We start from the raw sequence: 20,988 nt of genomic DNA, 5'->3' as shown, positions 1-20,988 counted from the left end.
TCGTAGATCGGAATCGCGTACTGCGGCATGTGAGCTGTCCTGCCTGTTGTACGGACGCGTGGGTCGGTCCTCACCGACCAGGACGCACGGGCATGTGCGAAATCGACAGCCGACAGGCGCGCCCCGGAAGTTCCAGGGGACCCTTGCCGTCTGCGAACACGACGACCGAGCGGCCCGGGAATCAACACGCACGCAGCGCCGAGCCCTGGCGGCGGCACCGAAAATGTCGGCGGGCCCTGCCAGGATCGCGCCACCCGACCGAACACACGATCTTGGAGATCCGCGTCATGGAAGCGAAGGACGTCAGGCCGGCCGCCTGGGACGAGGTCCGCGAGCGCGTTGACATCGGCGACGTGGCCGGGGTCGTGAAGGCGGTGACGGCGCTCGACGACGCCGGACGGCGCGAGGTGGCGCGCGAGCTGCCCGGATACGTCACCGTGCTCCAGGAAAGGGAGCGGCGGACCCTGGCGGAGCGCGAGGCCGAACGCGACCAGGTTCGGCAGACCCTGCAGGCGGAGCTGCAAGGGCGGCGCGACAGCGGGGAGATCTCCGAGCATCACTACCAGCAGGCGTGGTCCATGACCTGGTACGACGATGACGACGAGGAGGGCGGCTCCGGGGACGACGGCTGGGCCGAGCCGATGCGGGTCGCGGGCGCGGGCACGATCGGCGGCGCGGCGGCCGTGGTGACGTGGATCAACCGCAGGGAATTCGACCGCTGGGACCTCGCCGGCGCCCCGATGGCCGACGAGATCGAGCCGCTGCTTCAGGTGATCGCCTCGCGGCCCGCCGCGTGGCAGACCGACCTGGCCGTACGGCTCGTGCGCCGGCTCCGTCCCCGGCGCCGCCGCGCCCCTCGCGACCGGAACCTGCCGCTGGCGCTCGCTCTGCTCCGCCGTACCGGCACCACCCCGCCCGCGCACGACCCGCTCGTGGTCGGCTGGGTGTCCCGGGATGCCAGGCTGAGCGAGCTGCGGGCCGATCCGCTGCTCGGCCACCTGCTGCCCAGCCTCTTCGAGGCCGAGGGCGTCGGCCGGGCGCTGCGGAACGAGCGGTCGGGTCCTGACGGCACGACCTCCTGGCTCGGCGCCCTCCACACCCTCGCCGCCGAGGGCCGAGTGCCGCGAGCGCTGCTGCTCGATGGCTGCCGGCGCCGCTTCCTGCTTGGCGGCGAGGGCCCCGACCTTCGGTTCTTCGCACGCCTCCACGAGCTGCTGGATCCCACTCCGGCCGAGATCGAGCCGCACGCCGTCGACTACCTGCGGCTCCTGCCGGCCACGCCGGGGCCGGTGGCCGAGCTGTCGCTGGGGCACCTGCGCCGGCTGACCGGCCTCGATCCGGCGGACGTGGTGGAGGGGCTGGAGGGGCTGCTGTTCCGCGCGGAGGGCGGACTGGTGCGCGCAGGTCTGGCCTGGCTGGAGGAGTCCGTGCGGCGGGCGCCCGACCGGGCCGACGATCTGGCCCCTGCCCTGGCCATGGCGTTCGGCCACCGGGCACGGGCCGTGCAGGAACGGGCCGTGCACCTGGCGGTCCGGCACGCCGGACGCCTCACCCCGCTCGGCGCCGAGACCCTCCGCGGCGGCACGGGCACGCTGCCACCCGACCTGCACAACCGGCTGGCCGCGGCCATTGGCGGCGAGCGCGTCGAGGAGCCGGAACCCGAGGCCGAGGCCGAGGCCGAGGAGGTCTTCGTGCCGCGTCCGCTGCCCGCGCCGCTCCGGCCGGTGCCGGCCATCGCACCACCGAACACTCCGAGCCGGCTCGCCATCATGTACCTGCACGACGACTGGCGGGCGGCCGAACGCTGCCTGTCCGCCTTTGTCCGGCTCGTCGCGCGGGACAGGGAGTCGCTGCGTATCGCGCTGGCGCCGCTCGTCGAGCGCGACGAGCGGCGGCCGCGCCTGGGCGAGTGGCAGGAGCACGGCGATTGGATGATCGCCTTCGCGGCCGAACTGGCCGACCCCGGGCGGACGTACGAGACCCGCCGCACCGCGTTCGTCAACCAGGCCCGTCGTGAGCACGGGCTCCCTCCCCTGGCGTACGAGGAAGCCGACCACCTGCCGGAGCGCCGGCGCGTCTCGCCTCTGCACCGCTTCGTGCTGCTCCGCCACGCGGAGATCTTCACAGCGCTGCGTGCCGGATCCCTGCCGCCACTGCTGCTCGCCACGCCGAGCCTGTCCAACGGCCTCCTCGACCCGGCCGAGCTGGTGGCCAGACTGGAGGTCCTGGAGGCGTCGGGCGCGACGCCGCTGCCCGCCGACTTCCAGCAGGCTCTGCTCAGGCTGCCCCGCCGGGTCGACCCGGCGGTGACCGTACGGGCCGGGGCGCTGACATCGGAGGCGGGCCGCCGGGCGGCCCGCTGGCTGGCCGAGGGCGGGATGCCCGACCCCGAGGTGCGGGTGAACCGGTCGGGAGAGGACGACGGGCTCGGCTCGCGCGTCTGGATGGCATGCACCGTCGAGGCCACCCCCACCGGCCTGCCGCTGGTCGACGAACTGCTCGCCGACCAGCCCCGGCACGTCAACCCCGTGACGGGCGGGCACCTCGGCGGGATGATGGAGTGGTGGGCCGCCGTCCTGCCCTCGCACCGGGAGGTGGTCGCCGCCCACCTCGTACCACACCAGCCGGTGCCCGGCTGGAGCGCGGCGATGGACTCCCTGCGCCTGATCGACCTGGCCGGCGCGGCGGGACCCGCCGGGCGGGCCATCGGCGTTCTCCTCGCCAACCGGATCCTCCCCGGCCCGTTCACCTCCGGCGACACCTCCCACGCGTTCCGCGCCCTGCGGAGCCTGGCCGCCACCGGCGACCTGCCCGCCGAGGAGATCGGCGCGGAACTCGCCCGGCGGGTGCTCGAGGGTGAGATCACGCTCCGCCTCCTGGTCGACACCCTGGAGGCCGAGTCCGCTAACGGAACCCACCGTCACATCTGGCGAGCCCTCGCCGCGGCGCTGCCCTCCCTGCTCCCCGCCCCTGGCAGCCGCCCCACCACCGCCCACATCGACCTGGTCGCCCTGGCCGCCCGCCTCGCCCGACGGTCACAGGCGCGGGGGCGAATCCCCGAGCTGGCCGCCTTCGCGGCACGCAAGGGTTCCGGTCGCTTCTTCCGGCATATCAGAACCCTCCACGAGCAGCTGGCGCCGGGGAACGGCTGAACCGGGTCGAGGCCGAGCCGCCGGGAGGGACTTCGCCCTCGTTCCCCGGCGGGGAGCCTTTCCGAAGAACCGTGGAGATCGTGGGCAACCGGCTTCTCCAGCTCATCCCGGATCGGGGCCTCATCTAGACGTTCGAGCATCGTGTCACTGCTCAGGCCGATCGCTGTGGGGGCAGACCATGACATTCCGCAGGCGCTCACCGGAGGGTAAGCGGCATGGCTCATGTGCCGTCGGCGGATGACCCACCGCTACGGCCCTCCGGCTGCTGTAGTCGCCGGATCTGGAGGCGCAGTTCTCGTTCACGGTGCGCGTGCTGCTGCTCGCGCCGTAGTTCCAGTTCTTCGGCGGTCGCGTCGTCCCAGCGCGCCCGGGTCGCCTGGATGTGATGCAGGGTGACGCGGGACAGCCACACGATGCCGATCGCGATGGCCATGAGCACGGTCACGTGACCGGCGAAGAACAGCACGAAACCGGCGACGAAACACATCCAGTACGCGGTCTTGACAGCGATTTCTATCGCATCGATGTGCTTTTCGAACAGCGTCATCCCTTATTCCGATGGTGTTGGGGGGAGTAGTCGCTCCAGCATGAGAGGAATGACCGAAATATTGGTTTCGCCCGTTCGGGTGGTCATGGTTCCAGCAGCGGAAGCGCGATGCCAGCCGGGTACGGGACTTGCCGATTTAGATGATCAATACCTACTCTGGTATGCGACTTTTTCCTTCATCACGGGGTCATGAAAAGGACGGGGGTGGCGTGGCCGAGCGGATGGTGCCCAGTCCCCGGCACGAACGGCTGAGGCAATTGCTCGTCGAAGCCGAATACAGGGCTCATGAGGTGCGGCAGGCATACCAGCACGCCTCCTCGGCGATGCGTTCAGGGCGGGTGTGGACGGGGCCGACGGCCACCACCTGGACCACCGAGCTGGAAGACCGGCATCAACGGCTCGGACGGCTCGCCCAGAACGTGGTGGACGCGGTCGAGGAGGAGCTGCGCCGCTCTCCCCCGCTGGTGACCGAGGCAGAGGCGGACGCCATGCGCCGGGAGATGGCCGGACGCACGTGACCGTCATGACCATGAGGGGGAACGTTCCATGGCATCGACCGCCGAGTTCTGCGGAATCGACCCCGAACAGATGGGTCAGCTCGCCACCTCCCTGCGCGGCGCCGCCGACCGGCTGACCGCGTTCAGCATGGAGTTCGAGGGAAAGCTCCGCCAGAACGGGGTCGAGGCCCCCGCACTCCGGGAGATCACCGACATCGCCGACTGGGGCGGGAGGCAGGTCTCCATGCTCCACGACCGGATCGACCTGATCAAAAACCTGGGCAACGGCGCCCCGGAGCTGGGCGGGGCGGGGGGCGCGGCCTCGATGGCGGCGGGCGGACAGGGGCTCATCCGGCTCCCCGACGAGCTGAAGGACTTTGATATCGCCCAAGGTCTGGCCAGAATGTACGGCGAGGACATCCTCGTGAACTTCCACGGCGAGTCGCAGGCCAAGCTCATCCACGAGCACATCGACGACGTCGCCGAACTCGCCGACAACCCCCAGGCCGCCGCCGCCTTCTTCGCCCTGCTCTCCCCAAAGGTCCGCAACAGCCTGCCCGACCTCATCGCGAGCACCGGCAGCAAGACCGCCAAGCAGGACCTGGCCGCCTTCAGCAAGGCCCTCGGCGCGGCTCTGAACGCCCCCGCCCTGGTCCCGGCCTTCGCCAAGGTCAAAGACGACCTGGTGAAACCCGCCGATAACAAGGCCGCCGCCTGGAACCGGCTCGCGCTGCTCAGCGGCGCCAACGCCCCCTCCTCCGTTCGCAGCGCGGCGGCCCACGCACTGGTCCTGGACGAGTTCGCGAAGAAGCCCCGGCAGGACTGGCGCGCCGGCGGGCCTGCCGAGACGAAGGCGTACGGCCTGCCTTCCGACCTGGTCGCCATGGGGCTGGAGGTGCTCGCCGGAGACGGTACGGCGGTACGAGACGCATTCGCCAAAATGGGCGGGGCAGAGGTCACACTGAGCCGGACCGACAAGATGAAGCTGTTCTTCGACTACGCCAAGGAGGCGGGCACCGGGGATCAGGTGGCCGACGCCTTCGGCCGGGTGCTGGAGGCGGGCTCCGAGGCCACGGCCGAGAAGGCCGGGCAGCACAGCCCGGAGGCCGCCGCCTTCGCCCTGGACGCGATAAGGGTCACGGGCTCTTTCGGCGCCGACCTGCCGACGGTCGCCAGCGACTCCATGGGCGTGATCGCGAAGTCGTACATCCATGAGTTGGCATCGGGAGCCCGATTCGACAAGGCCGTCTACCGAACCTCTGGCATGGAGGTCCCGGAGAATTGGCGCGCCCTTTCCGTCGTGACCCCGATGTTCTACCTCAGCCCGGGCGACACGTATCGCTTTCTGAAGACCTTTGTTGGCGACAAGAGGGTTACCGACGACTTCGACGCGACCGCAGCACAGTTCCGTCATGACACGCTGACAGCAGCAGCTCGTTTGGATGCGCAAGGCTCGACCCGATATTTCGAGGACACAGCGAAGATGTTCGGTGACCTGGCCGGCGTGCAGTTCAAGGCGACACTGGAGGTACGTGGCGAAATGGACGCCACTGACGACCTGATCCGTGACATCGTCAAGAACACCGTCTCCTTCGGAATCGACGGGATCCCCATTGCGGGTGAGGTCGTCGCAGCGGGATGGGAACTGACCAAGGCATATGGCGTCGGCACAATCCTCGATGTGGCTGACAGCATCGAGTCACGGGTAGAGAAAGCTACCGGAGCTCGGGCGGACTTCGTTCTGCGCCTGAAATACAATATGGCCAGCCTCCTTCATAATGCCGATTATCCAGCGAGCACCCCACCTGCCGAACTCATCAACAAAAACACCGGAAACCTCAAGTCTTATGACGAACTCACGGCAGAGGCGAAACAAGAAGCCAGCGATGACAAGAAATGGGAGCAGGTGTTACAGGAGAAGCTGGAACCTTATGAACGCTGGATGGACAGCAACAGAAAACTCGACGACAAGGCTGAGGACGCCTCAACCTACCAGGCCAGCGAACGATCCAAGGAGGAGATAAGCATCTGGGACTGAGCCGCTTCCTTACCGCGACAGACAGGCAGTCACCGCATGCAGCCGCCAGGTGGGAGCCTCGGGGGCCACATATACGGTCATCGTTATATCAGGATCCTTCTTTACACCATAGATGAACCGCCCTTCCTCTGTCTCCATTTGACTGAAATCGAACTCCAGCTTGTAGCCGAGAACTCGGGCAAGGGTGTTCTCCATCAGCGTTTGGGCTCGATCCAGGTGAACATCCAATGGTTCATCGACGCGCTCATAATCGGCCGTAGCTCGCAGCGATCGTTTGAACTTATCCTTGTCACAGCGGATGTCCTTGTCCGGGCGCTGCACAATGCGCAGTTTCTTGAGCGGATTCTTAAAGATACTATTGCCCTCCAGGCGTTGGGTGTCCTTTTGTAGCTCCGCCACCGCCTCTCCCAGAGAGGGCTCGGAAGTGCATCCCGAGGTAAGCATCACCAGCGCCAGGCTGACGGTCAACAACCGGGCGACGCGCATACGGTACCTCCGAGGCGGTTGACGTCGAGACGTACCAATCTTCACTCACCCGGCCCGCCTTCGCCACACCCTTCACATGCCCGTCCGCAGAAAAGGGTGACTTCGAAGCGATCCGCAGGTTCCGGCCACCGGCGCCGACCCCGGCGGAGGGATGTTCTCGCCGACCAAAGCTGCGATCTGGCCAACCGAAAGGTCACCTGCCGTCGCGGGCCTCCTTTTCGGGTGATTTCCGATGTTCGCGGCCGGAGAGTGAAAGAGTGCTGTCTTATTCATGTGCGGCCCGACCTTTCTCTGATCAAGAAGGTGATTAACCACTTTCTTTCTTGTGCTTTCGTGAAGAGGATTTCTGTGCCTAGACTGCCTTACCGGTAGTTGGCCTGCTACCGGATCGGCAGTCCAGGCTAGAGCGGATGATGACAGCCGTTGGTCTACCCGGACTGGATTCGATATCACCGGCTGGATATTAAGTCCGTTTTTTCCAATTCGAGAGGAAATACGATGGACAGTGCGCCGTCTCTCGACCCTGGATCCCCCCGAGTGCGGTTCGGCGCCGAGATGCGCCGCCTGCGGGAGGCCGCACAGCTCTCGCAGACCGCCGTGGCCAGACGCCTCGGCTGCACCCAGACCCAGATCAGCCGCCTGGAGAGCGCCAGCCGAACGCCGTCCAAGTCCGACGCCGAAAGACTGGATCTGCTCTACGGGACCGCCAACGGCATCTCCTTCACCGGGATACGTGAGCACATCGTCGCCCAACCCGGCGGACCGGCCTGGTTCTGGAACTGGGCCGAGGAGATCGAACCCAGAGCCACCGTCATCCGCTCCTGGGATCCTCTCCTGGTACCCGGCCTGCTTCAGACGGAGGCATATGCCAGGTATCTCTTCAGCCGAGGACCACAAATCACGTCTGAGGAGTTGGAGCAACGTGTCGAAGCCCGCATGCAGCGGCAACGGATCCTTGATCAGGAAGATGCACCCACGCTCCTCGCCCTTATCGATGAGGGTGTACTGCATCGTCGGATCGGTAACCCCGAGTTGATGCGGGAGCAATTTGGTCATCTGCTGGAGGCCGCACAGCGGTCCGCCATCTCCATCCAGGTCGTCGATTCGGAGTGCGTGGCGGGCCTGGCAGGAGCCTTCATGATTGCCGAGCTTCCGAACGGGGAACCAGACGCTGTCCATTCAGACTCACCCGCTCAGGGACACATCACGACCAATCAAGATCTTGTGGCTTCCATTTGGAAGCGCTATGAGGCAATAAGGCTATGGGCTTATCCTGAGCACATATCCCTCAAAAAAATCGAGGAAGTGAAGCGGGAATGGACCTGAGCGCTGCCATCTGGCGAAAATCATCACGTTCCTCGGACAACGGCGGCCAGTGTGTCGAGGTGGCCGCCAACCTGCCCGGAGTCGTCGCGATCCGCGACAGCAAAGACCCCAACGGCCCCAAACTGCTCCTCACCCCCACCGGGTGGACCGCCTTCGTCCACGGCATCAAAGCCGGCGAATTCGACCGCTGACCCCGTCTCGGTCAGGAGAAACCGTCGAGGCCGAGACCGGGGGGCATCAAGCCCTCCCTTGGTACGGCAAGCCCGCCAACCGTCTCCACTGGTTCGAGCAGGGCTACGCGTCGAAGAAGCCGGGCGCCTGCAACACCTGGAAGGCTCCCGCCTCGAAGGTCGCCTGCCCCCTGCCGGCTCGTCTCGGGGGACGAGCCATGGCCAGGGTGGTTCCACCCGGCGGGCGAGGTTCAGCGGTTGCCACCGACCTGTGCGTACGCGGGTTCACGCCCGGGGAGAGGGGGTGGGCAGCGACGATCTCGCTCCACGTGCGCCCCCAGACGCGGATGCCGCCCTCCTACTTGGCGACGCGAGCGAGCGGCCCGATGGACGATGCCGTCCGCCGCTGCGGATGGAGATCGGGTGAGGAGGGTCAAGGTATCGGGTCCCGGGTGCTACTGGACGGGAGTGCAGGTCACGGTCGGGGCAGGGACGGCGGAAGCCCCCCGATGGATGAAGGCCAGCTGGACCGCGGTGTTCGGCTTCATGGGATTCCACGACCCGTTGCTGTGGACGGTGACATCGGCCCCCGACTGATCCGTCCGGCCGGCCAGAGAGACGGCGACCTTCTGCTTGCCCGGCCACGTCCAGTTCAGCTGCCACTCGTCGATGATCGAGGTGCTGGTGTTCTTGATCGATATCTCGACCATGTTGTCGGTCACCCAGGACCCGTTCTCCTGGTAGGACCAGGAGTTGACCTCCTGGTACGTCGCCGTGCACGTGGAGGCCCCGGCCGCCTCGACCCCGAGGATCGCAACGATCACCGGCGCCAGGACCACCACGCCCAGGGCGCCGGCCAGTCGACTTCGCATGTTCGAACTCCTCCAATCCGGATTTACTAGGATTTTCTACTAAATCCTTACGGTTTTGGTCAAGGAGTGCGCTGACCTGGCCATACAAACTCTTGACTTCTTTACTGACACTTGACTCTGGAGCCACCTGATCGCGTGGGATCACCCGCACCCCACCCCTCGACACCGGCCATCACCTTCCGCCTGGCACCCGCCGGGTCCCGATGAGCGCGGCCTCGAACCTTCCACTCACCCTCGCCGCGCTTCTCACCATGCGCGGTGCCGCACCTTCAACAGCGGCCCACCCTCCGGCGTGGCGCCCCGCGTGCGGGTTCTGGATGCTCGTACGCCACGTCCACGGACGTGACCACAGCCGGCGACAGCCGCACACCACCGGACGCGAAAAAGCGCCCCCAACCGCGAACACGCAGGTCAGGGGCGCTTTTCTTATGATCACAAGGGGTAGGGCGGGCGGGACTCGAACCCGCGACCCAGGGATTATGAGTCCCCTGCTCTAACCGGCTGAGCTACCGCCCCTCGTGCACGCCGTACTGCGGCATTCAACCAAACGTGGGCGCTGTTCGCACACTTGCCGGGCGGGACGGGTTCAAGATGTGACCTTTGGCGGAGCCTGGTTCCAGGGACTCGCTACCCTAACGGTGGACCTTGTTGAGGAGTGTTGGATCATGCGCGTTGTTGAAGCTTTCCGGGAGTCGTACGGAACGGAGCCCGCCGGGGTGTGGCACGCGCCGGGGCGGGTCAACCTGATCGGGGAGCATACCGACTACAACGACGGATTCGTGCTGCCGTTCGCGGTGCCGTGGGGGGTGACCGCGGCGGTCTCACCGCGCGAGGACGAGGTGATCCGGCTGCGGTCGTTGCAGGTGGACGAGCCGGTCACGCTCGCGACGCTCGACCAGGCCGAGGGCTGGACCCGCTACGTGGCCGGGATGTTCTGGGTGCTCCGCGGGGCCGGGCACCCGGTCGGGGGCGCGGACGTGGTGATCGACGGGGACGTGCCCCAGGGAGCGGGGCTGTCGTCGAGCGCGGCGCTTGAGGTGGTCGTCGGTACGGCGCTGAACGAGCTGTACGAGCTCGGCCTCACCAAGATGGAGATCGCGCTGGACGCGCAGAAGGCCGAGAACGACTTCGTGGGCATGCCGTGCGGGATCATGGACCAGGCGGCCTCGGCCCTCGCGGAGGAGGGGAAGGCCCTGTTCATGGACTGCCGGAGCCTCAGCACCAGGAGCATCCCGTTCGACCTGGCGAGCCACGGCCTCCAGTTGCTCATCATCAACACCGGGGTGCGCCACGAGCTTCCCGACGGGAAGTACGCCCGCCGCCGCCGTGACTGCGAGAACGCCGCGAAGTATCTGGGCCTCGACGCGCTTCGCGACGTCACCGACCTGGGTGGCGCCCTCGCCAGGCTGAGCGGCGACGAGCGCAGGCGCACCCAGCACGTGGTGACGGAGAACCACCGGGTCGAGGCGGTGATCGGGCTGCTGCGGGCCGGAGCGGTACGGGAGATCGGTGCCCTGCTGAACGCCTCCCACCTGTCGCTGCGCGACCAGTTCGAGGTGTCCTGCGCCGAGCTGGACGTGGCCGTGGAGTCGGCGGTCAGGGGCGGCGCCCGGGGGGCGCGGATGACCGGCGGCGGGTTCGGCGGCTCGGCGATCGCACTGGTCACCGACGAGCGGGTGGAGTCCGTACGGGAGGCCGTTACCCGGGCCTACGCCGAGCGTGGCTGGGCCGCACCGGAGATCTACCCGGCGACCCCGGCGGCGGGAGCACGGCGACTGGCCTGAGCGGCCCACCCGGCCGGCCCCGACGCGATGGGTCCATCACACTCCGTGCTCATCCGGATGACTCGGGATCGCGGGCGAGCACCGACCGCCCGCCGTCGACGGGCACGGTCGCACCGGTGATGAAGCCGGCGTCGTCGGAGAGCAGGTAGACGATCGCGGCCGCGACCTCCCGGGCTCGCGCCACCCGGCCCAGCGGGTGCAGGAGCGCCATCTCCCGCTCGATGCGGGCGACGACATCGGGTTTCTGGGAACCGAGGAACTCCGCATAGCGCTCGGTGTCCACCGAGCCCGGCGCCACGGCGTTGACCCGGATGCCGCGCGGCCCGTACTCGACCGCGAGCGCACGGGTCATCCCCTCGATGGCCGCCTTGGCCGTCACGTACGGCAGGCAGCCCCTGACCGCCTGCCGCGCCTGGTGCGAGGAGAGGTTGACGATCGCCCCCGGCGTGCCCGTCGCGAGGAAGCGGCGGATCGCGGTCGCACACCCGACGAGGGCGACGTTGAGGTTCAGCGTGATGAGATCCAGCACCTCTCCGGTGGTGGCGGAGTGGATGGAGGCGTCCCGGAACACCGCGGCGTTGTTGACCCAGCCGGCGAGCGGGCCCGTGGCCTGGGCGGCATCGGCGGCCCGCTCCGCCACGGTCTCGTCGGCGGCGTCACCGACGACGCCGACCGCGCGCGGGCCGGCACCATGACCGTCCAGCCAGGCCAGCGCCGCCGGGTCGCGCTCGATGACGACCACGGTGCCTCCGTCGCCGAGGAGGCGCTCGACCACGGCTCTGCCGATGCCGTTGCCTCCTCCTGTCACCACATACGAACGACTCACGCTCTCTCCTTTCCGTTGCCGTGTCCCTGCTCGCCGAAAAGGCCCGTACTCCATCGCGTAGACCGCGCCTTCTTTTCCTCCTGGTGGGAACCGGCCCCACGAGAACCGGTGCCGAGAGCTTCGGGATCACGCGGCGTACGGCGGCCGCCGCGCGGGCCGAGAAGATCGTCGGTGGCGTTTCTCCCCGCGAGCGGCTTCCGAAACCCGCTTCACCCGCCGGATTTCCTCGCGGTGACGGTGTTTGAGTGCGGTGCGGACACGGATGACGTCAGCCGCGCGTCCTCGTTCCGCTGTTCCGCACGGGCCGGAGCGGGACCCCGAGGGCGGTGGTGAGGAAAGAGCGGGACCGGGTCGGCAAGCCGCTCTCCCCTGCACTGGCCGGCGATCCGCGCCGAGGCGTCCGGGAGGAAGGGGGCCAGCAGGTCCGCCAGTTCCCTGCAGGTGGCGACCAGGGTGCCGAGGACCGCATCGAGCCGGGGCGAGCCCTCACGGGCGAGGCGCCACGGCTCGGTGCGGTTGACGTACCGGTTGGCCTCCTCGGCGACCGCGTAGACGGCGGCGGTGGCCGCGCGGAAGTCGAACGCCTCCAGGGCCTCGATCATCACGCCTCGGGCCTGACCTCTGACCTCGTCCAGAGCCGTCTCACGCTCTTCGGGCACGATCCCGTCCCGGTAGCGGTGAACCATGCTGACCACCCGGTTGACGAGGTTGCCCAGCCCGTCGGCCAGCTCGCCGTCGTGGCGGGCGATGAGCCGCCTCGCGGTGAAGTCGACGTCGCCGACCCTGGGCACCTCCCGCAGCAGCCACCACCTGACCGCGTCCACGCCGTACGCCTCGACGAGTCCGACCGGGTCGACGGCCGAGAGATCGGTTCCCGCGAAGCCGCCACCGGAGCGGCCGGAGACATCGAGGCCTCCCGAAGCGCCGGGACCGCCGGAGACGTCGAGGACTCCGGTGGAGGCGCCCACACCGCCGGAGAGGGTCGATTTGCTGATCTTCCGGCCGTCCACGGTCAGATAGTCGTGGACCAGGATGTCCGTCGGCGGCAACTCCCCCGCCGACAGCAGCATCGCCGGCCAGTAGACCGCGTGGAAGCGCAGGACGCCCTTGCCGAGCACGTGGATCCGCCGGTCGGCGCCGGACCACCAGTCGTCGTGCTCTCCCTTCGCGTAGTCCAGCGCGGTCAGGTAGTTGCCGAGCGCGTCCCACCACACGTAGATCACCTGTCCGGGATCGCCCGGCACCGGGATGCCCCAGCCGCGTGCCCGTGCCTGGGAGCGGGAGACGCTGAAGTCGGACAGCCCTGCGGCGATGAAGGCCAGGATCTCGTTGCGGCGCTCGGCGGGCTCGACGCGAATGCGGCCGCTGTCGATCAGGCCGTACAGCTCGTCGCGGTAGCGGGACAGGCGGAAGAACCAGTTCTCCTCGGACACGCGCTGGAGCGGGGCGTCGTGCTCGGGGCACTGCTCGTCGGACGGATAGAACTGCTCGCAGCCGACGCAGTAGAGGCCCTCGTAGTGCCTGCGGTACAGGTCGGCGGAGCAGGCCCGCCAGAACCGCTCGACACCGGGCCGGTGCCGGGGGTCGGCGCTGGTACGGATGAAGTCGTCGCAGGAGAGCGAGAGCGGTCCCGCCAGCCGGGCGAACTCGGCGGCGTTGCGGTCGACGAGATCCCGTACGGCGATCCCCTCGGCCTCGGCGGCCCGCACGTTCTTGAGCGAGTTGTCGTCGGTGCCCGTCTGGAACCTGACCTCGTCGCCGAGCAGGCGGTGGTGCCTGGCGAGCACGTCCGCCTGGACGAGTTCCAGGGCGAAGCCCAGGTGGGGACGGGCGTTGACGTACGGGATGGTCGTGGTGAGCAGGATTCGGGACATCGGAACCTCCGCTGGAGCCCGAAAACAGATCAAGGCCCCGTTTCAGGGCCTCAAGAAGACGTCAGGTGACCCCGGCTGCGGGGGAGAGCATCACCAAGAAGGTCATGCTCTCATGCTAACCACCCGTTCTCCGGTTCGACATGCGGTTTTCCGCGTCCGGGCCTGACGGCCAGTCGGGCATCAGCGGCGGTCCGCCCGCCTCCGCCGCGCGGACCATCCGGCGTAGAAGGTCGTCGAGGAGCTCACGGTCGCCGGGGTCGAGCGGGGCGAGCAGGACCTGCTCCTCCAGGCCGCTGTCGTCCATCCGCTCCTGCCAGATCGCACGCCCGGCCGGGGTCAGCGCGACGAGCAGGCGGCGGCGGTCGCCGGGGTCGTGCACGCGGTCGACGTATCCGGCCTGCTCCAGCCGGTCGAGCCGGTTGGTCATCGTGGCCGGGTGGGTGTCGAGCCACTCGGCCAGCAGAGACGGGGTCGCCCGGTAGGGCGGCCCTGCCGCGACCAGGTGTTGCAGGACCTGGAACTCCCAGTGCTTGAGTCCTCCGGCGGCCAGCCAGCTGTCCTTGTTGCGCCTGAGCAGCCGCACGATCATCTGCATCCGTGTGAAGATCCCCTCGATCTGCGGGTCGAGGTCGGACAGCTCCCGGGACCAGTGCGCGATGTGCCGGTCGACGGAGTCAGGCTCTGACATGCCCACAGGGTAACGCGGCCCTCGTCGCGGCGCCCGGCCTCGGCCCCGGCGGCACCCCGAACCGCCGCCGAGGCGGTCGCCCGCGGCCCTGACGGGCCGGTGCACCAATGCCCCCTTGTCATCACGGCTGTCATCACGGCTGTCATCACGGCGTCATCACGGTGGACACCCGCGACCCCTCGCCGCCGCGATGCCGGGAACCGTCCCGGTCGCCCTCGGGTGACACGGCGCTCCATCGGGTCATCATTTATACGGATGCATATATTTTGATTTCGTAGTAATTTCGCCCCATGACCCCCCTGCGAGACTCCTGGGTCCCCTTACGGGACCCCCGCTTCCGCCTGCTGTGGGCCGGCCAGACCCTGTCGAGCCTCGGCGACTCCGTCACCTCGGTGGCCCTCGCGCTGGCGATCGTCACCGCGACCGGCTCGGTCACCGACCTCGGGGTGGTACTGGCCGCCCAGTCGATCGCCATGGTGGCGCTGATGCTGCCCGGCGGCGTCTGGGCCGACCGGCTGCCGCGCCGTCGCGTGATGATCGGCGCGGACCTGGTCCGCGGCCTCGCCCACGCCGCCATGGGCGTCGAGCTGGTCACCGGCACCGTCGACATCGTCCACCTGGCGGCACTGGCCGCGATCTCCGGCGCCGGTTCCGCGTTCTTCCTGCCCGCCACGACCGGTCTGGTGCCCGCCACCGTGGCGGCCGAGCACCTCCCCGGGGCCAACGCGCTCATGGCGATCGCCCAGCGCGGGTCCGTACTGCTCGGCCCGGGGATCGCCACCGCCCTCGCGCTGACCGCCGGCCCCGGCTGGGCACTGCTGCTGGACGCCGCGACCTTCACCACCAGCGCGGTGCTGCTCGGCCGCCTCCGGCTCGGGCCGATCCCGCCCGTGCCGCACGAGCGGTTCCTCAGGCAGCTCGCCGAGGGCTGGGCGCTGCTGCGCAGCCACCGGTGGTACTGGACGAACCTCATCGGCCACTCGCTGTGGAACCTGGCCCGCTGCGCCATGATCACGATCGGGCCGGTAATCGCCGTCACGAGCCTCGGCGGTGAGCTCGCCTGGGGCACGATCGTGCAGGGCGGCACGGTCGGCGCCCTCTGCGGCGCGCTGCTGGCACTCCGGGCGAGGCCCCGACGCCCCCTGGTGGTGGCCAACATCGCGCTCGCGCTCGGCGCGCTCCCGCTGACCCTGCTCGCCGCCGGCGCGCCCGCGCTCGCCGTCGCGGCGGCCTTCGGGCTGGCGACCGGCGGCCTGGCATTCATGTCCCCGCTCTGGGAGACCGCCGTGCAGGAACACATCCCCACCGAGGCGATCTCACGGGTGTCCGCCTACGACTGGCTGCTCTCCCTCGGGCTGACGCCCCTCGGCATGGCCCTGGCCGGACCGCTGGCCGGCGCGGCGGGCGCGGCGGCCACCCTCTACGGGGCGGCGGCGCTGCTGGCCGTCTCCTGCCTGGGCGTCCTGCTCCTGCCCGACGTCCGCGCTCTCGGTCAGGGCCCCGCGGAGACCAGCTTGGGCACCGCGCCGAGCAGCTCGCGGGTGTAGTCGTGCTCGGGCAGGAAGAACACCTCATCCACATACCCCTCCTCCACGACCCGCCCGGCGCGCATGACCAGCACCCGGTCCGCGACGTGGTGGACCACCCCCAGGTCGTGCGAGATGAAGATCAGCGCGGTCCCGTCCGCCGCCTGGATCTCCGCGAGCAGGTCGAGCACCTGGGCCTGGATCGACACGTCCAGCGCGGAGACCGGCTCGTCACAGACGAGCACGTCGGGACGGGTGGCCAGCGCCCTGGCGATGGCCACCCGCTGGCGCTGGCCGCCCGACAGGCGCCGGGGATGGTGTCCCGCGACGTCGGCCGGTAGCCCGACCCGGTCGAGCAGCTCGGCCACCCGGTCCTTCCGCCACGAGGCCGGGGCCCCGCGACGGGAACCACTCCCTGAGGAGGCCCCGCGGTGGGATCCGCTCCCGGAGGAGGCGCCGCGGAGCGGTTCGGCGACCAGACGGCCCACCGTGTAGCGGGGGTCGAACGACCCGAGCGGGTTCTGGGAGATCACCTGGATGCGGGACCTGCGGGTGCGTCGTCCGCGCTCGGGGATGCCCGACCAGGGCTCACCGCCCAGCAGGACCTCTCCCGAGGCGGGTTCGAGCAGGCCGAGGACGAGCCGGGCCACCGTGGTCTTGCCGGAACCGGACTCCCCCACGATGCCGAGCGTCTCGCCGGGAAAGACCTCGAAGGACACGTCGTCGACCACGGTGCGCGAGCCGTACGCGGCGGAGAGCCCCGAGGCCTCCAGAATCGGCGCGGCGTGGTCCACGGTCCGCTCCGGCAGCGGGGTGCGCAGCGCGACGCCCCCGGCGGCGATGGCGGACAGCCGGGTGCCGCGCGAGATCGCGGAGGGTACGGCCGCGAGCAGCAGCCTGGTGTAGTCGTGCCGGGGCCGCGCCAGCACCCGCCCCGTCTCCCCCTCCTCGACGATCACCCCGTCCTTCATGACCAGTACCCGGTCGGCGATGGCGGAGACCACGGCGAGGTCGTGGCTGATCATGAGCAGTGCGGTCCCGGTGGTCTTGCGGGCGGCGAGCAGGCGCAGGATCTGGGCCTGCACGGTGACGTCGAGCGCCGTCGTCGGCTCGTCGGCGATGATCAGTGGCGGGTCGGCGGCGATGGCGGAGGCGATCAGGGCCCGCTGGCGCAACCCCCCGGACAGCTGGTGGGCGTACTGCCGGGCGCGCACCTCCGGCTCCGGCACCCCGACCGCGTCCAGCAGCTCGAGCACCCTTTCCCTCCGGGCCGCACGGGTTACGACATCGTGGGTGGCGAGCACCTCGGCGATCTCGTCGCCGACGGTGCGGAGCGGGTCCAGCGAGGTCAGCGCGTCCTGGAGCACCAACCCGGCGAACCGGCCGCGCAGCCGCCGCCAGTCCCGGGCGCCGAACCCGAGCGCGTCCCGGCCGTCGACCGTGAACCGGGAGGCGGTGACCGAGGCACCGGGGCCGGTCAGCCCGACCAGGGTCCTGGCCGTGACGCTCTTGCCCGAGCCCGACTCCCCGACGATCGCCACGCACTCGCCCGCCTCGATCGACAGGCTCACCCCCCGTACGGCCTCCACCCCGGCCCCGGGGAAGCCGACCCGCAGGTCCTCGATGTCGATGAGGCTCACCGGTCTCTCCCTTCGAAACGGCGCTGCAGGCGGCGCCCGACGAGCGTCAGGCTGATGACGGTCAGGGTGACGGAGAGCCCGGGGAAGAGCACGGTCCACCAGGCGACGCGCAGGTAGTTACGGGCCTCCGACAGCATCGAGCCCCACTCGGGGCTGGGCGGCTGCGGCCCCATGCCGAGGAAGCTGAGACCTGAGGTGGCGATGATGGCGGTGCCCATGCCGATCGTGGCGAGCACCGGCAGCGGACCCAGCACGTTGGGCAGCACGTGGCGCGCGACGAGCACCGGCCTGGCCAGGCCGAAGGTGACCGCCTGCTCGACGTAGCCGGAGCGGCGCACCACGAACGTCTGGGCACGGATCACGCGGGCATAGTTGGGGATCTGTGCGATGCCGATCGCGAGGATCACGTTGCCGGTTCCCGGACCGGTGACGGCGATGACCAGCAGGGCGAGCAGCAGCTCCGGGAAGGTGGCCACCACGTCGAACAGGCGGCTGAGCAGCTCGTCGAGGTAGCGGGGGGACAGTCCGGCCAGGACGCCCAGCAGGGCACCTGCCCCGGCTGCGAGGCCGATGGCGGCGGCGCCGATGCTCAGCGAGTGCCCGGCGCCGTGAACGACGCGCGACAGCACGTCGCGGCCGAGATGGTCGGTGCCGAACCAGTGCTCGGCGCTCGGCCCGGCGAGCGCGTGCAGCGGGTCGGCGGCCAACGGGTCGACGCCGGTCAGCAGGCCGGGCGCGACGGCGGCGACCGCGGCCACCGCCAGGAACAGCAGCGGCACGGCCAGCGGCACCCTGAAGGCGTGGCGGCGCCGCGCCGGGGCGGGAGCCGCGGTCACGACACCGGGAATCTCGGCGACCGTCGTCATCGGCTTCTCCCCGGACGGTACGGCGACCGGGGCGCCATCGGCATTTTCATCTGCTCCTCCTCAGGCGGGGGTCGATCGCGAGGTAGGCGAGGTCGACGATCGTACTGACCGTCACGTAGGCGAGGGCGGAGATCAGCACGACCGCCATCACCAGGGGCAGGTCCTTGCTGTTCACCGCGCCGACGGTGATCTGGCCGAGCCCGGGGCGGCCGAACACGGCCTCCACGATGATCGCGCCGCCGAGCAGGAAGCCGGTGAACCAGCCGGTGAGGGTGACGGCGGGGAGCAGCGCGTGGCGCAGGGCGTGCCGGGCGACGAGCCGCCACTCGGTGATGCCGCGCGAGCGCGCGGTCACCGCGAACGGCTCCTCCAGCGCGCGTTCCAGGCCCTCGCGGAGCACCTGGCCGAGCACCCCGGCGATCTGCAGGCCGAGCGCCAGTCCCGGCAGTACGAGCGAGACGAACCCCCGGTCACCGGAGACGGGGAACCAGCCGAGGGTGAAGGAGAAGACGGCGAGCAGCAGGATGCCGACGAGGAACGGCGGGACCGAGACGACGGCCAGTTCCGAGAGCCCGACCAGGCCGCCGAGCCAGGACCGGCGCCCGGCGGTGGCCAGGGCGAGCACCAGGGCGAGCAGCACCCCGAAGGTCGCGGCGGTGAGCGCGAGCTGGACCGTCGGCCAGATCTGGGAGGCCAGGATCTCCCCCACACCGCGCTGCAGGACGTAGGAGTGGCCCAGGTCGCCCTGGAGGAGGCGGAGCAGGTAGTCGCCGTACTGCTGGAGCGGTGAGCGGTCCAGCCCCCACTCGGCGATGATCTGCGCCCGCCGTTCGGGGGTGTCGAGACCGTCGCCGATCAGCACGTCGATCGTGTCGCCGGGGGCGAGCATCAGCGCGAGGTAGGCCGCGGTGGCGGCGGCCCAGAGCACGGCGACACCCGCTCCGAGCCGCCTGGCCACCGGGCCGAGCCACCCGGCGGCGGCCAGCCCCCGCCGCCGGGTGAGTATGAGGGTGCTCATGTCCCGATCCGGAGGTCATAAGCACTGTTGGGGGTGCCGGAGACCGGCTCGAAGGTGATGCCGGTGACGCCCGCGCCGTAGGCGATCTGGTCTGCGGGCACGTACAGCGGGAGCAGCAGCGCCTCGTCCGTGACCACGGTCTTCTGCACCTTGGCGTAGAGCTCCTTGCGCTCGGCGAGGTCGGAGGTCGCCGACGCGTCGGCGAGCAGCCTGTCCAGCTCCGCGCTCTCGAACCTGGTGCGGTTGATCGCGGCGCCCTTCGGCAGGATCAGGTTGAGCGCCGCCCCGGCGTCGGTGTCGCCGCGCGAGTTCTCGAAGATCTCGTACTCGTTCTCGTCGGCCGCCTTCTGCGCGGTGCCCTGGTCCACGAGCTTGACCTGGAAGTCGATGCCGGCGCTCTGCTTGACCGCCGCCTGGACGGCCTGGGCGAGGATGTCACGGCGGTCGCGGACGAACGGCGCGGCGCTGACCGTGCGGACCGTCAGCCGCTTGCCGTCCTTGACCCGGTAGCCCTCGGCGTCACGTCCGTTCCAGCCGGCCTCGTCGAGCAGCTTGTTGGCCCGTGCCGGGTCGTTGCCGAAGGTGTTCTCCAGCGAGGGGTCGTAGAACTGCGGGCTGCCCTGGCCGATGACACTCCAGGCCCGCTTGGCGGTGCCCTGGTAGACGGAGTTGAGCACGGCGTCCACGTCGACGGCGTCGCGGAACGCCTCGCGGACCCGCTTGTCGTCGAACGGGGGGCGGGAGACGTTGAAGTAGTAGGAGAACGCGCTGCCGGAGTTGAGACTGGTCTCCAGCTTCAACTCCGGGTTGCCCTTGATGAGGCCGATCTCGGTGGCGGGCACGCCCTCGATCACCTGTACCTGCCCGGAGGTGAGCGCGCCGACCCGCACCGCCGCCTCGGGCAGGAAGCGGTAGGTGACCTCGGCCAGGTGTGCCGGTCCCTGGTGGGCGGCGCCGGCGGGCGGCCAGTTGTAGTTCGGGTTGCGCCGGTAGTGGACCTCCTGGCCGGGGGTGAACCGGTCGAGGATGAACGGCCCGGTGCCGACCACGTCGACGCCGCCCGCCTTGAGGTCCTTGGCGTTCTTCAGCGACTTCGGGGAGACCTGGCCGGCGAGCGGGGAGGAGAGGAAGTCCAGGAACAGTCCGTCCGGGGCCTTCAGCGTGACCTTCAGGGTGTACGGGGCGCTCACCTCGGCGTGGTCGAAGTTGCGCAGCTGGATGGCGCTGACCGCGGCGTTGTAGCCGGGCGAGACGAGCTGGTCGAGGTTGGCCTTCACCGAGGCGGCGTCGAACCGCTCACCGTCGTGGAAGGTCACGTCGTCACGGAGCTCGAAGGTGTAGGTCAGACCGTCCTTGGAAACCTGCCAGGAGGTGGCCAGCCACGGCAGGAAATCACCGTTCCCGCCTCGGGCGATCAACGCGTCGAACTGGTTGTGGACCAGGAGGCGCGCCTTGTTCTGGCCCCACTGGTGCGGGTTGAAGGTGATCGGCTGCGTCTCCACCGCCCACACGAGCGATCCTCCGTCGCCGCCGGTGCCGCCCTTCGCGCCGGCCGCCGTGGTCGGGGTCCCGCTCTCGGCTCCGCAGGCCGCGAGCGCCAGCACCCCGGCGAGCGTCAGAGCGCCCCATCGCAACTTCACGTTCTTCTCCTTGTGCTGTGGTGCGTCGTGCTCGTTCG

At 69.5% G+C, this 20,988-nt stretch carries 17 protein-coding genes and 1 tRNA gene; 7 read left to right on the top strand and 11 right to left on the bottom strand.

What is annotated here, in order from left to right; translation table 11 throughout:
• The first annotated feature begins 287 nt into the window (after window positions 1–287).
• Window positions 288–3,152, top strand: coding sequence for a hypothetical protein (locus tag ACWD3H_RS27755; protein ID WP_451957050.1), 2,865 nt, complete (start codon window positions 288–290; stop codon window positions 3,150–3,152).
• Between the two features lie 220 nt (window positions 3,153–3,372).
• Here ACWD3H_RS27755 and ACWD3H_RS27750 read toward each other — a convergent pair whose 3' ends face one another.
• Window positions 3,373–3,699, bottom strand: coding sequence for a hypothetical protein (locus tag ACWD3H_RS27750; RefSeq protein WP_451957049.1), 327 nt, complete (start codon window positions 3,697–3,699; stop codon window positions 3,373–3,375).
• Between the two features lie 209 nt (window positions 3,700–3,908).
• Between ACWD3H_RS27750 and ACWD3H_RS27745 the strand changes: the two genes are divergently transcribed.
• Both ACWD3H_RS27745 and ACWD3H_RS27740 read left to right on the top strand, forming a co-directional pair.
• Entirely contained in the window at window positions 3,909–4,217 is a 309-nt protein-coding gene (locus ACWD3H_RS27745) for a hypothetical protein (protein ID WP_451957048.1), read from the top strand.
• A gap of 28 nt (window positions 4,218–4,245) precedes the next feature.
• On the top strand, window positions 4,246–6,234 hold the full coding sequence (locus tag ACWD3H_RS27740) for a hypothetical protein (RefSeq protein WP_451957047.1): 1,989 nt from the start codon (window positions 4,246–4,248) through the stop codon (window positions 6,232–6,234).
• Window positions 6,235–6,243: 9 nt separating this feature from the next.
• Here ACWD3H_RS27740 and ACWD3H_RS27735 read toward each other — a convergent pair whose 3' ends face one another.
• Entirely contained in the window at window positions 6,244–6,720 is a 477-nt protein-coding gene (locus ACWD3H_RS27735) for a hypothetical protein (RefSeq protein WP_451957046.1), read from the bottom strand.
• A gap of 423 nt (window positions 6,721–7,143) precedes the next feature.
• Here ACWD3H_RS27735 and ACWD3H_RS27730 point away from each other — a divergent pair, with 423 nt between their 5' ends.
• Together ACWD3H_RS27730 and ACWD3H_RS27725 are read left to right on the top strand one after the other, a co-directional pair.
• Window positions 7,144–8,046, top strand: coding sequence for a helix-turn-helix domain-containing protein (locus ACWD3H_RS27730; protein ID WP_451957045.1), 903 nt, complete (start codon window positions 7,144–7,146; stop codon window positions 8,044–8,046).
• Window positions 8,037–8,237, top strand: a complete 201-nt coding sequence (locus ACWD3H_RS27725) for a DUF397 domain-containing protein (RefSeq protein ID WP_451957044.1) — start codon at window positions 8,037–8,039, stop codon at window positions 8,235–8,237. The genes ACWD3H_RS27730 and ACWD3H_RS27725 overlap by 10 nt, the downstream gene beginning before the upstream one ends.
• Before the next feature lie 434 nt (window positions 8,238–8,671).
• Here the strand turns inward: ACWD3H_RS27725 and ACWD3H_RS27720 are convergent, their stop codons facing one another.
• The gene (locus tag ACWD3H_RS27720) at window positions 8,672–9,088 is read right to left on the bottom strand and encodes a cellulose binding domain-containing protein (protein WP_451957043.1); all 417 of its coding nucleotides are present in this window, start codon (window positions 9,086–9,088) and stop codon (window positions 8,672–8,674) included.
• A 442-nt stretch (window positions 9,089–9,530) separates the two neighbouring features.
• A tRNA-Ile gene (locus ACWD3H_RS27715) sits at window positions 9,531–9,604 on the bottom strand.
• A 149-nt stretch (window positions 9,605–9,753) separates the two neighbouring features.
• On the opposite strand from ACWD3H_RS27715, the gene galK reads away from it, so the two are divergent.
• The gene (galK, locus tag ACWD3H_RS27710) at window positions 9,754–10,872 is read left to right on the top strand and encodes a galactokinase (RefSeq protein WP_355560945.1); all 1,119 of its coding nucleotides are present in this window, start codon (window positions 9,754–9,756) and stop codon (window positions 10,870–10,872) included.
• 49 nt (window positions 10,873–10,921) lie between these two features.
• Here galK and ACWD3H_RS27705 read toward each other — a convergent pair whose 3' ends face one another.
• The 3 genes from ACWD3H_RS27705 to ACWD3H_RS27695 all read right to left on the bottom strand — a co-directional run bounded on the left by ACWD3H_RS27705 (window position 10,922) and on the right by ACWD3H_RS27695 (window position 14,260).
• Window positions 10,922–11,698, bottom strand: a complete 777-nt coding sequence (locus tag ACWD3H_RS27705) for an SDR family NAD(P)-dependent oxidoreductase (RefSeq protein ID WP_451957042.1) — start codon at window positions 11,696–11,698, stop codon at window positions 10,922–10,924.
• Window positions 11,699–11,907: 209 nt separating this feature from the next.
• On the bottom strand, window positions 11,908–13,572 hold the full coding sequence (locus tag ACWD3H_RS27700) for a methionine--tRNA ligase (RefSeq protein WP_451957041.1): 1,665 nt from the start codon (window positions 13,570–13,572) through the stop codon (window positions 11,908–11,910).
• Between the two features lie 115 nt (window positions 13,573–13,687).
• Window positions 13,688–14,260 (bottom strand): MarR family winged helix-turn-helix transcriptional regulator, encoded by a 573-nt coding sequence (locus tag ACWD3H_RS27695; RefSeq protein WP_451957040.1) that lies wholly within the window; start codon window positions 14,258–14,260, stop codon window positions 13,688–13,690.
• A 290-nt stretch (window positions 14,261–14,550) separates the two neighbouring features.
• Between ACWD3H_RS27695 and ACWD3H_RS27690 the strand changes: the two genes are divergently transcribed.
• A complete protein-coding gene (locus ACWD3H_RS27690; protein WP_355560933.1) occupies window positions 14,551–15,807 on the top strand; it encodes an MFS transporter in 1,257 nt (418 codons plus the stop codon).
• Here the strand turns inward: ACWD3H_RS27690 and ACWD3H_RS27685 are convergent.
• The 4 genes from ACWD3H_RS27685 to ACWD3H_RS27670 are packed head-to-tail and all read right to left on the bottom strand — an operon-like array spanning window position 15,753 to window position 20,950.
• On the bottom strand, window positions 15,753–17,426 hold the full coding sequence (locus ACWD3H_RS27685) for a dipeptide ABC transporter ATP-binding protein (RefSeq protein ID WP_451957039.1): 1,674 nt from the start codon (window positions 17,424–17,426) through the stop codon (window positions 15,753–15,755). The two genes, ACWD3H_RS27690 and ACWD3H_RS27685, sit on opposite strands and share 55 nt — an antisense overlap.
• The gene (locus tag ACWD3H_RS27680) at window positions 17,423–18,292 is read right to left on the bottom strand and encodes an ABC transporter permease (protein WP_355560927.1); all 870 of its coding nucleotides are present in this window, start codon (window positions 18,290–18,292) and stop codon (window positions 17,423–17,425) included. The genes ACWD3H_RS27685 and ACWD3H_RS27680 overlap by 4 nt, the downstream gene beginning before the upstream one ends.
• Before the next feature lie 46 nt (window positions 18,293–18,338).
• A complete protein-coding gene (locus ACWD3H_RS27675) occupies window positions 18,339–19,310 on the bottom strand; it encodes an ABC transporter permease (protein WP_355560923.1) in 972 nt (323 codons plus the stop codon).
• Window positions 19,307–20,950: an ABC transporter substrate-binding protein gene (locus tag ACWD3H_RS27670; RefSeq protein WP_451957038.1), complete on the bottom strand. Its 1,644-nt coding sequence runs from the start codon at window positions 20,948–20,950 to the stop codon at window positions 19,307–19,309. Before ACWD3H_RS27670 ends, ACWD3H_RS27675 begins: the two co-directional genes overlap by 4 nt.
• Window positions 20,951–20,988 lie beyond the last annotated feature (38 nt).

Source organism: Streptosporangium sp. NPDC002607 (assembly GCF_053592655.1).
The sequence above is the reverse complement of the archived record's forward strand: the minus strand, read 5'-3'. Positions and strand labels throughout refer to the sequence as shown.

Coding starts and splice junctions, on each gene's coding strand:
- ACWD3H_RS27690 (WP_355560933.1), top strand. CDS start 14,551: ATGACCCCCCTGCGAGACTCCTGGGTCCCCTTACGGGACCCCCGCTTC.
- galK (WP_355560945.1), top strand. CDS start 9,754: ATGCGCGTTGTTGAAGCTTTCCGGGAGTCGTACGGAACGGAGCCCGCC.
- ACWD3H_RS27680 (WP_355560927.1), bottom strand. CDS start 18,292: ATGACGACGGTCGCCGAGATTCCCGGTGTCGTGACCGCGGCTCCCGCC.
- ACWD3H_RS27700 (WP_451957041.1), bottom strand. CDS start 13,572: ATGTCCCGAATCCTGCTCACCACGACCATCCCGTACGTCAACGCCCGT.
- ACWD3H_RS27720 (WP_451957043.1), bottom strand. CDS start 9,088: ATGCGAAGTCGACTGGCCGGCGCCCTGGGCGTGGTGGTCCTGGCGCCG.
- ACWD3H_RS27725 (WP_451957044.1), top strand. CDS start 8,037: ATGGACCTGAGCGCTGCCATCTGGCGAAAATCATCACGTTCCTCGGAC.
- ACWD3H_RS27675 (WP_355560923.1), bottom strand. CDS start 19,310: ATGAGCACCCTCATACTCACCCGGCGGCGGGGGCTGGCCGCCGCCGGG.
- ACWD3H_RS27750 (WP_451957049.1), bottom strand. CDS start 3,699: ATGACGCTGTTCGAAAAGCACATCGATGCGATAGAAATCGCTGTCAAG.
- ACWD3H_RS27695 (WP_451957040.1), bottom strand. CDS start 14,260: ATGTCAGAGCCTGACTCCGTCGACCGGCACATCGCGCACTGGTCCCGG.
- ACWD3H_RS27755 (WP_451957050.1), top strand. CDS start 288: ATGGAAGCGAAGGACGTCAGGCCGGCCGCCTGGGACGAGGTCCGCGAG.
- ACWD3H_RS27735 (WP_451957046.1), bottom strand. CDS start 6,720: ATGCGCGTCGCCCGGTTGTTGACCGTCAGCCTGGCGCTGGTGATGCTT.
- ACWD3H_RS27740 (WP_451957047.1), top strand. CDS start 4,246: ATGGCATCGACCGCCGAGTTCTGCGGAATCGACCCCGAACAGATGGGT.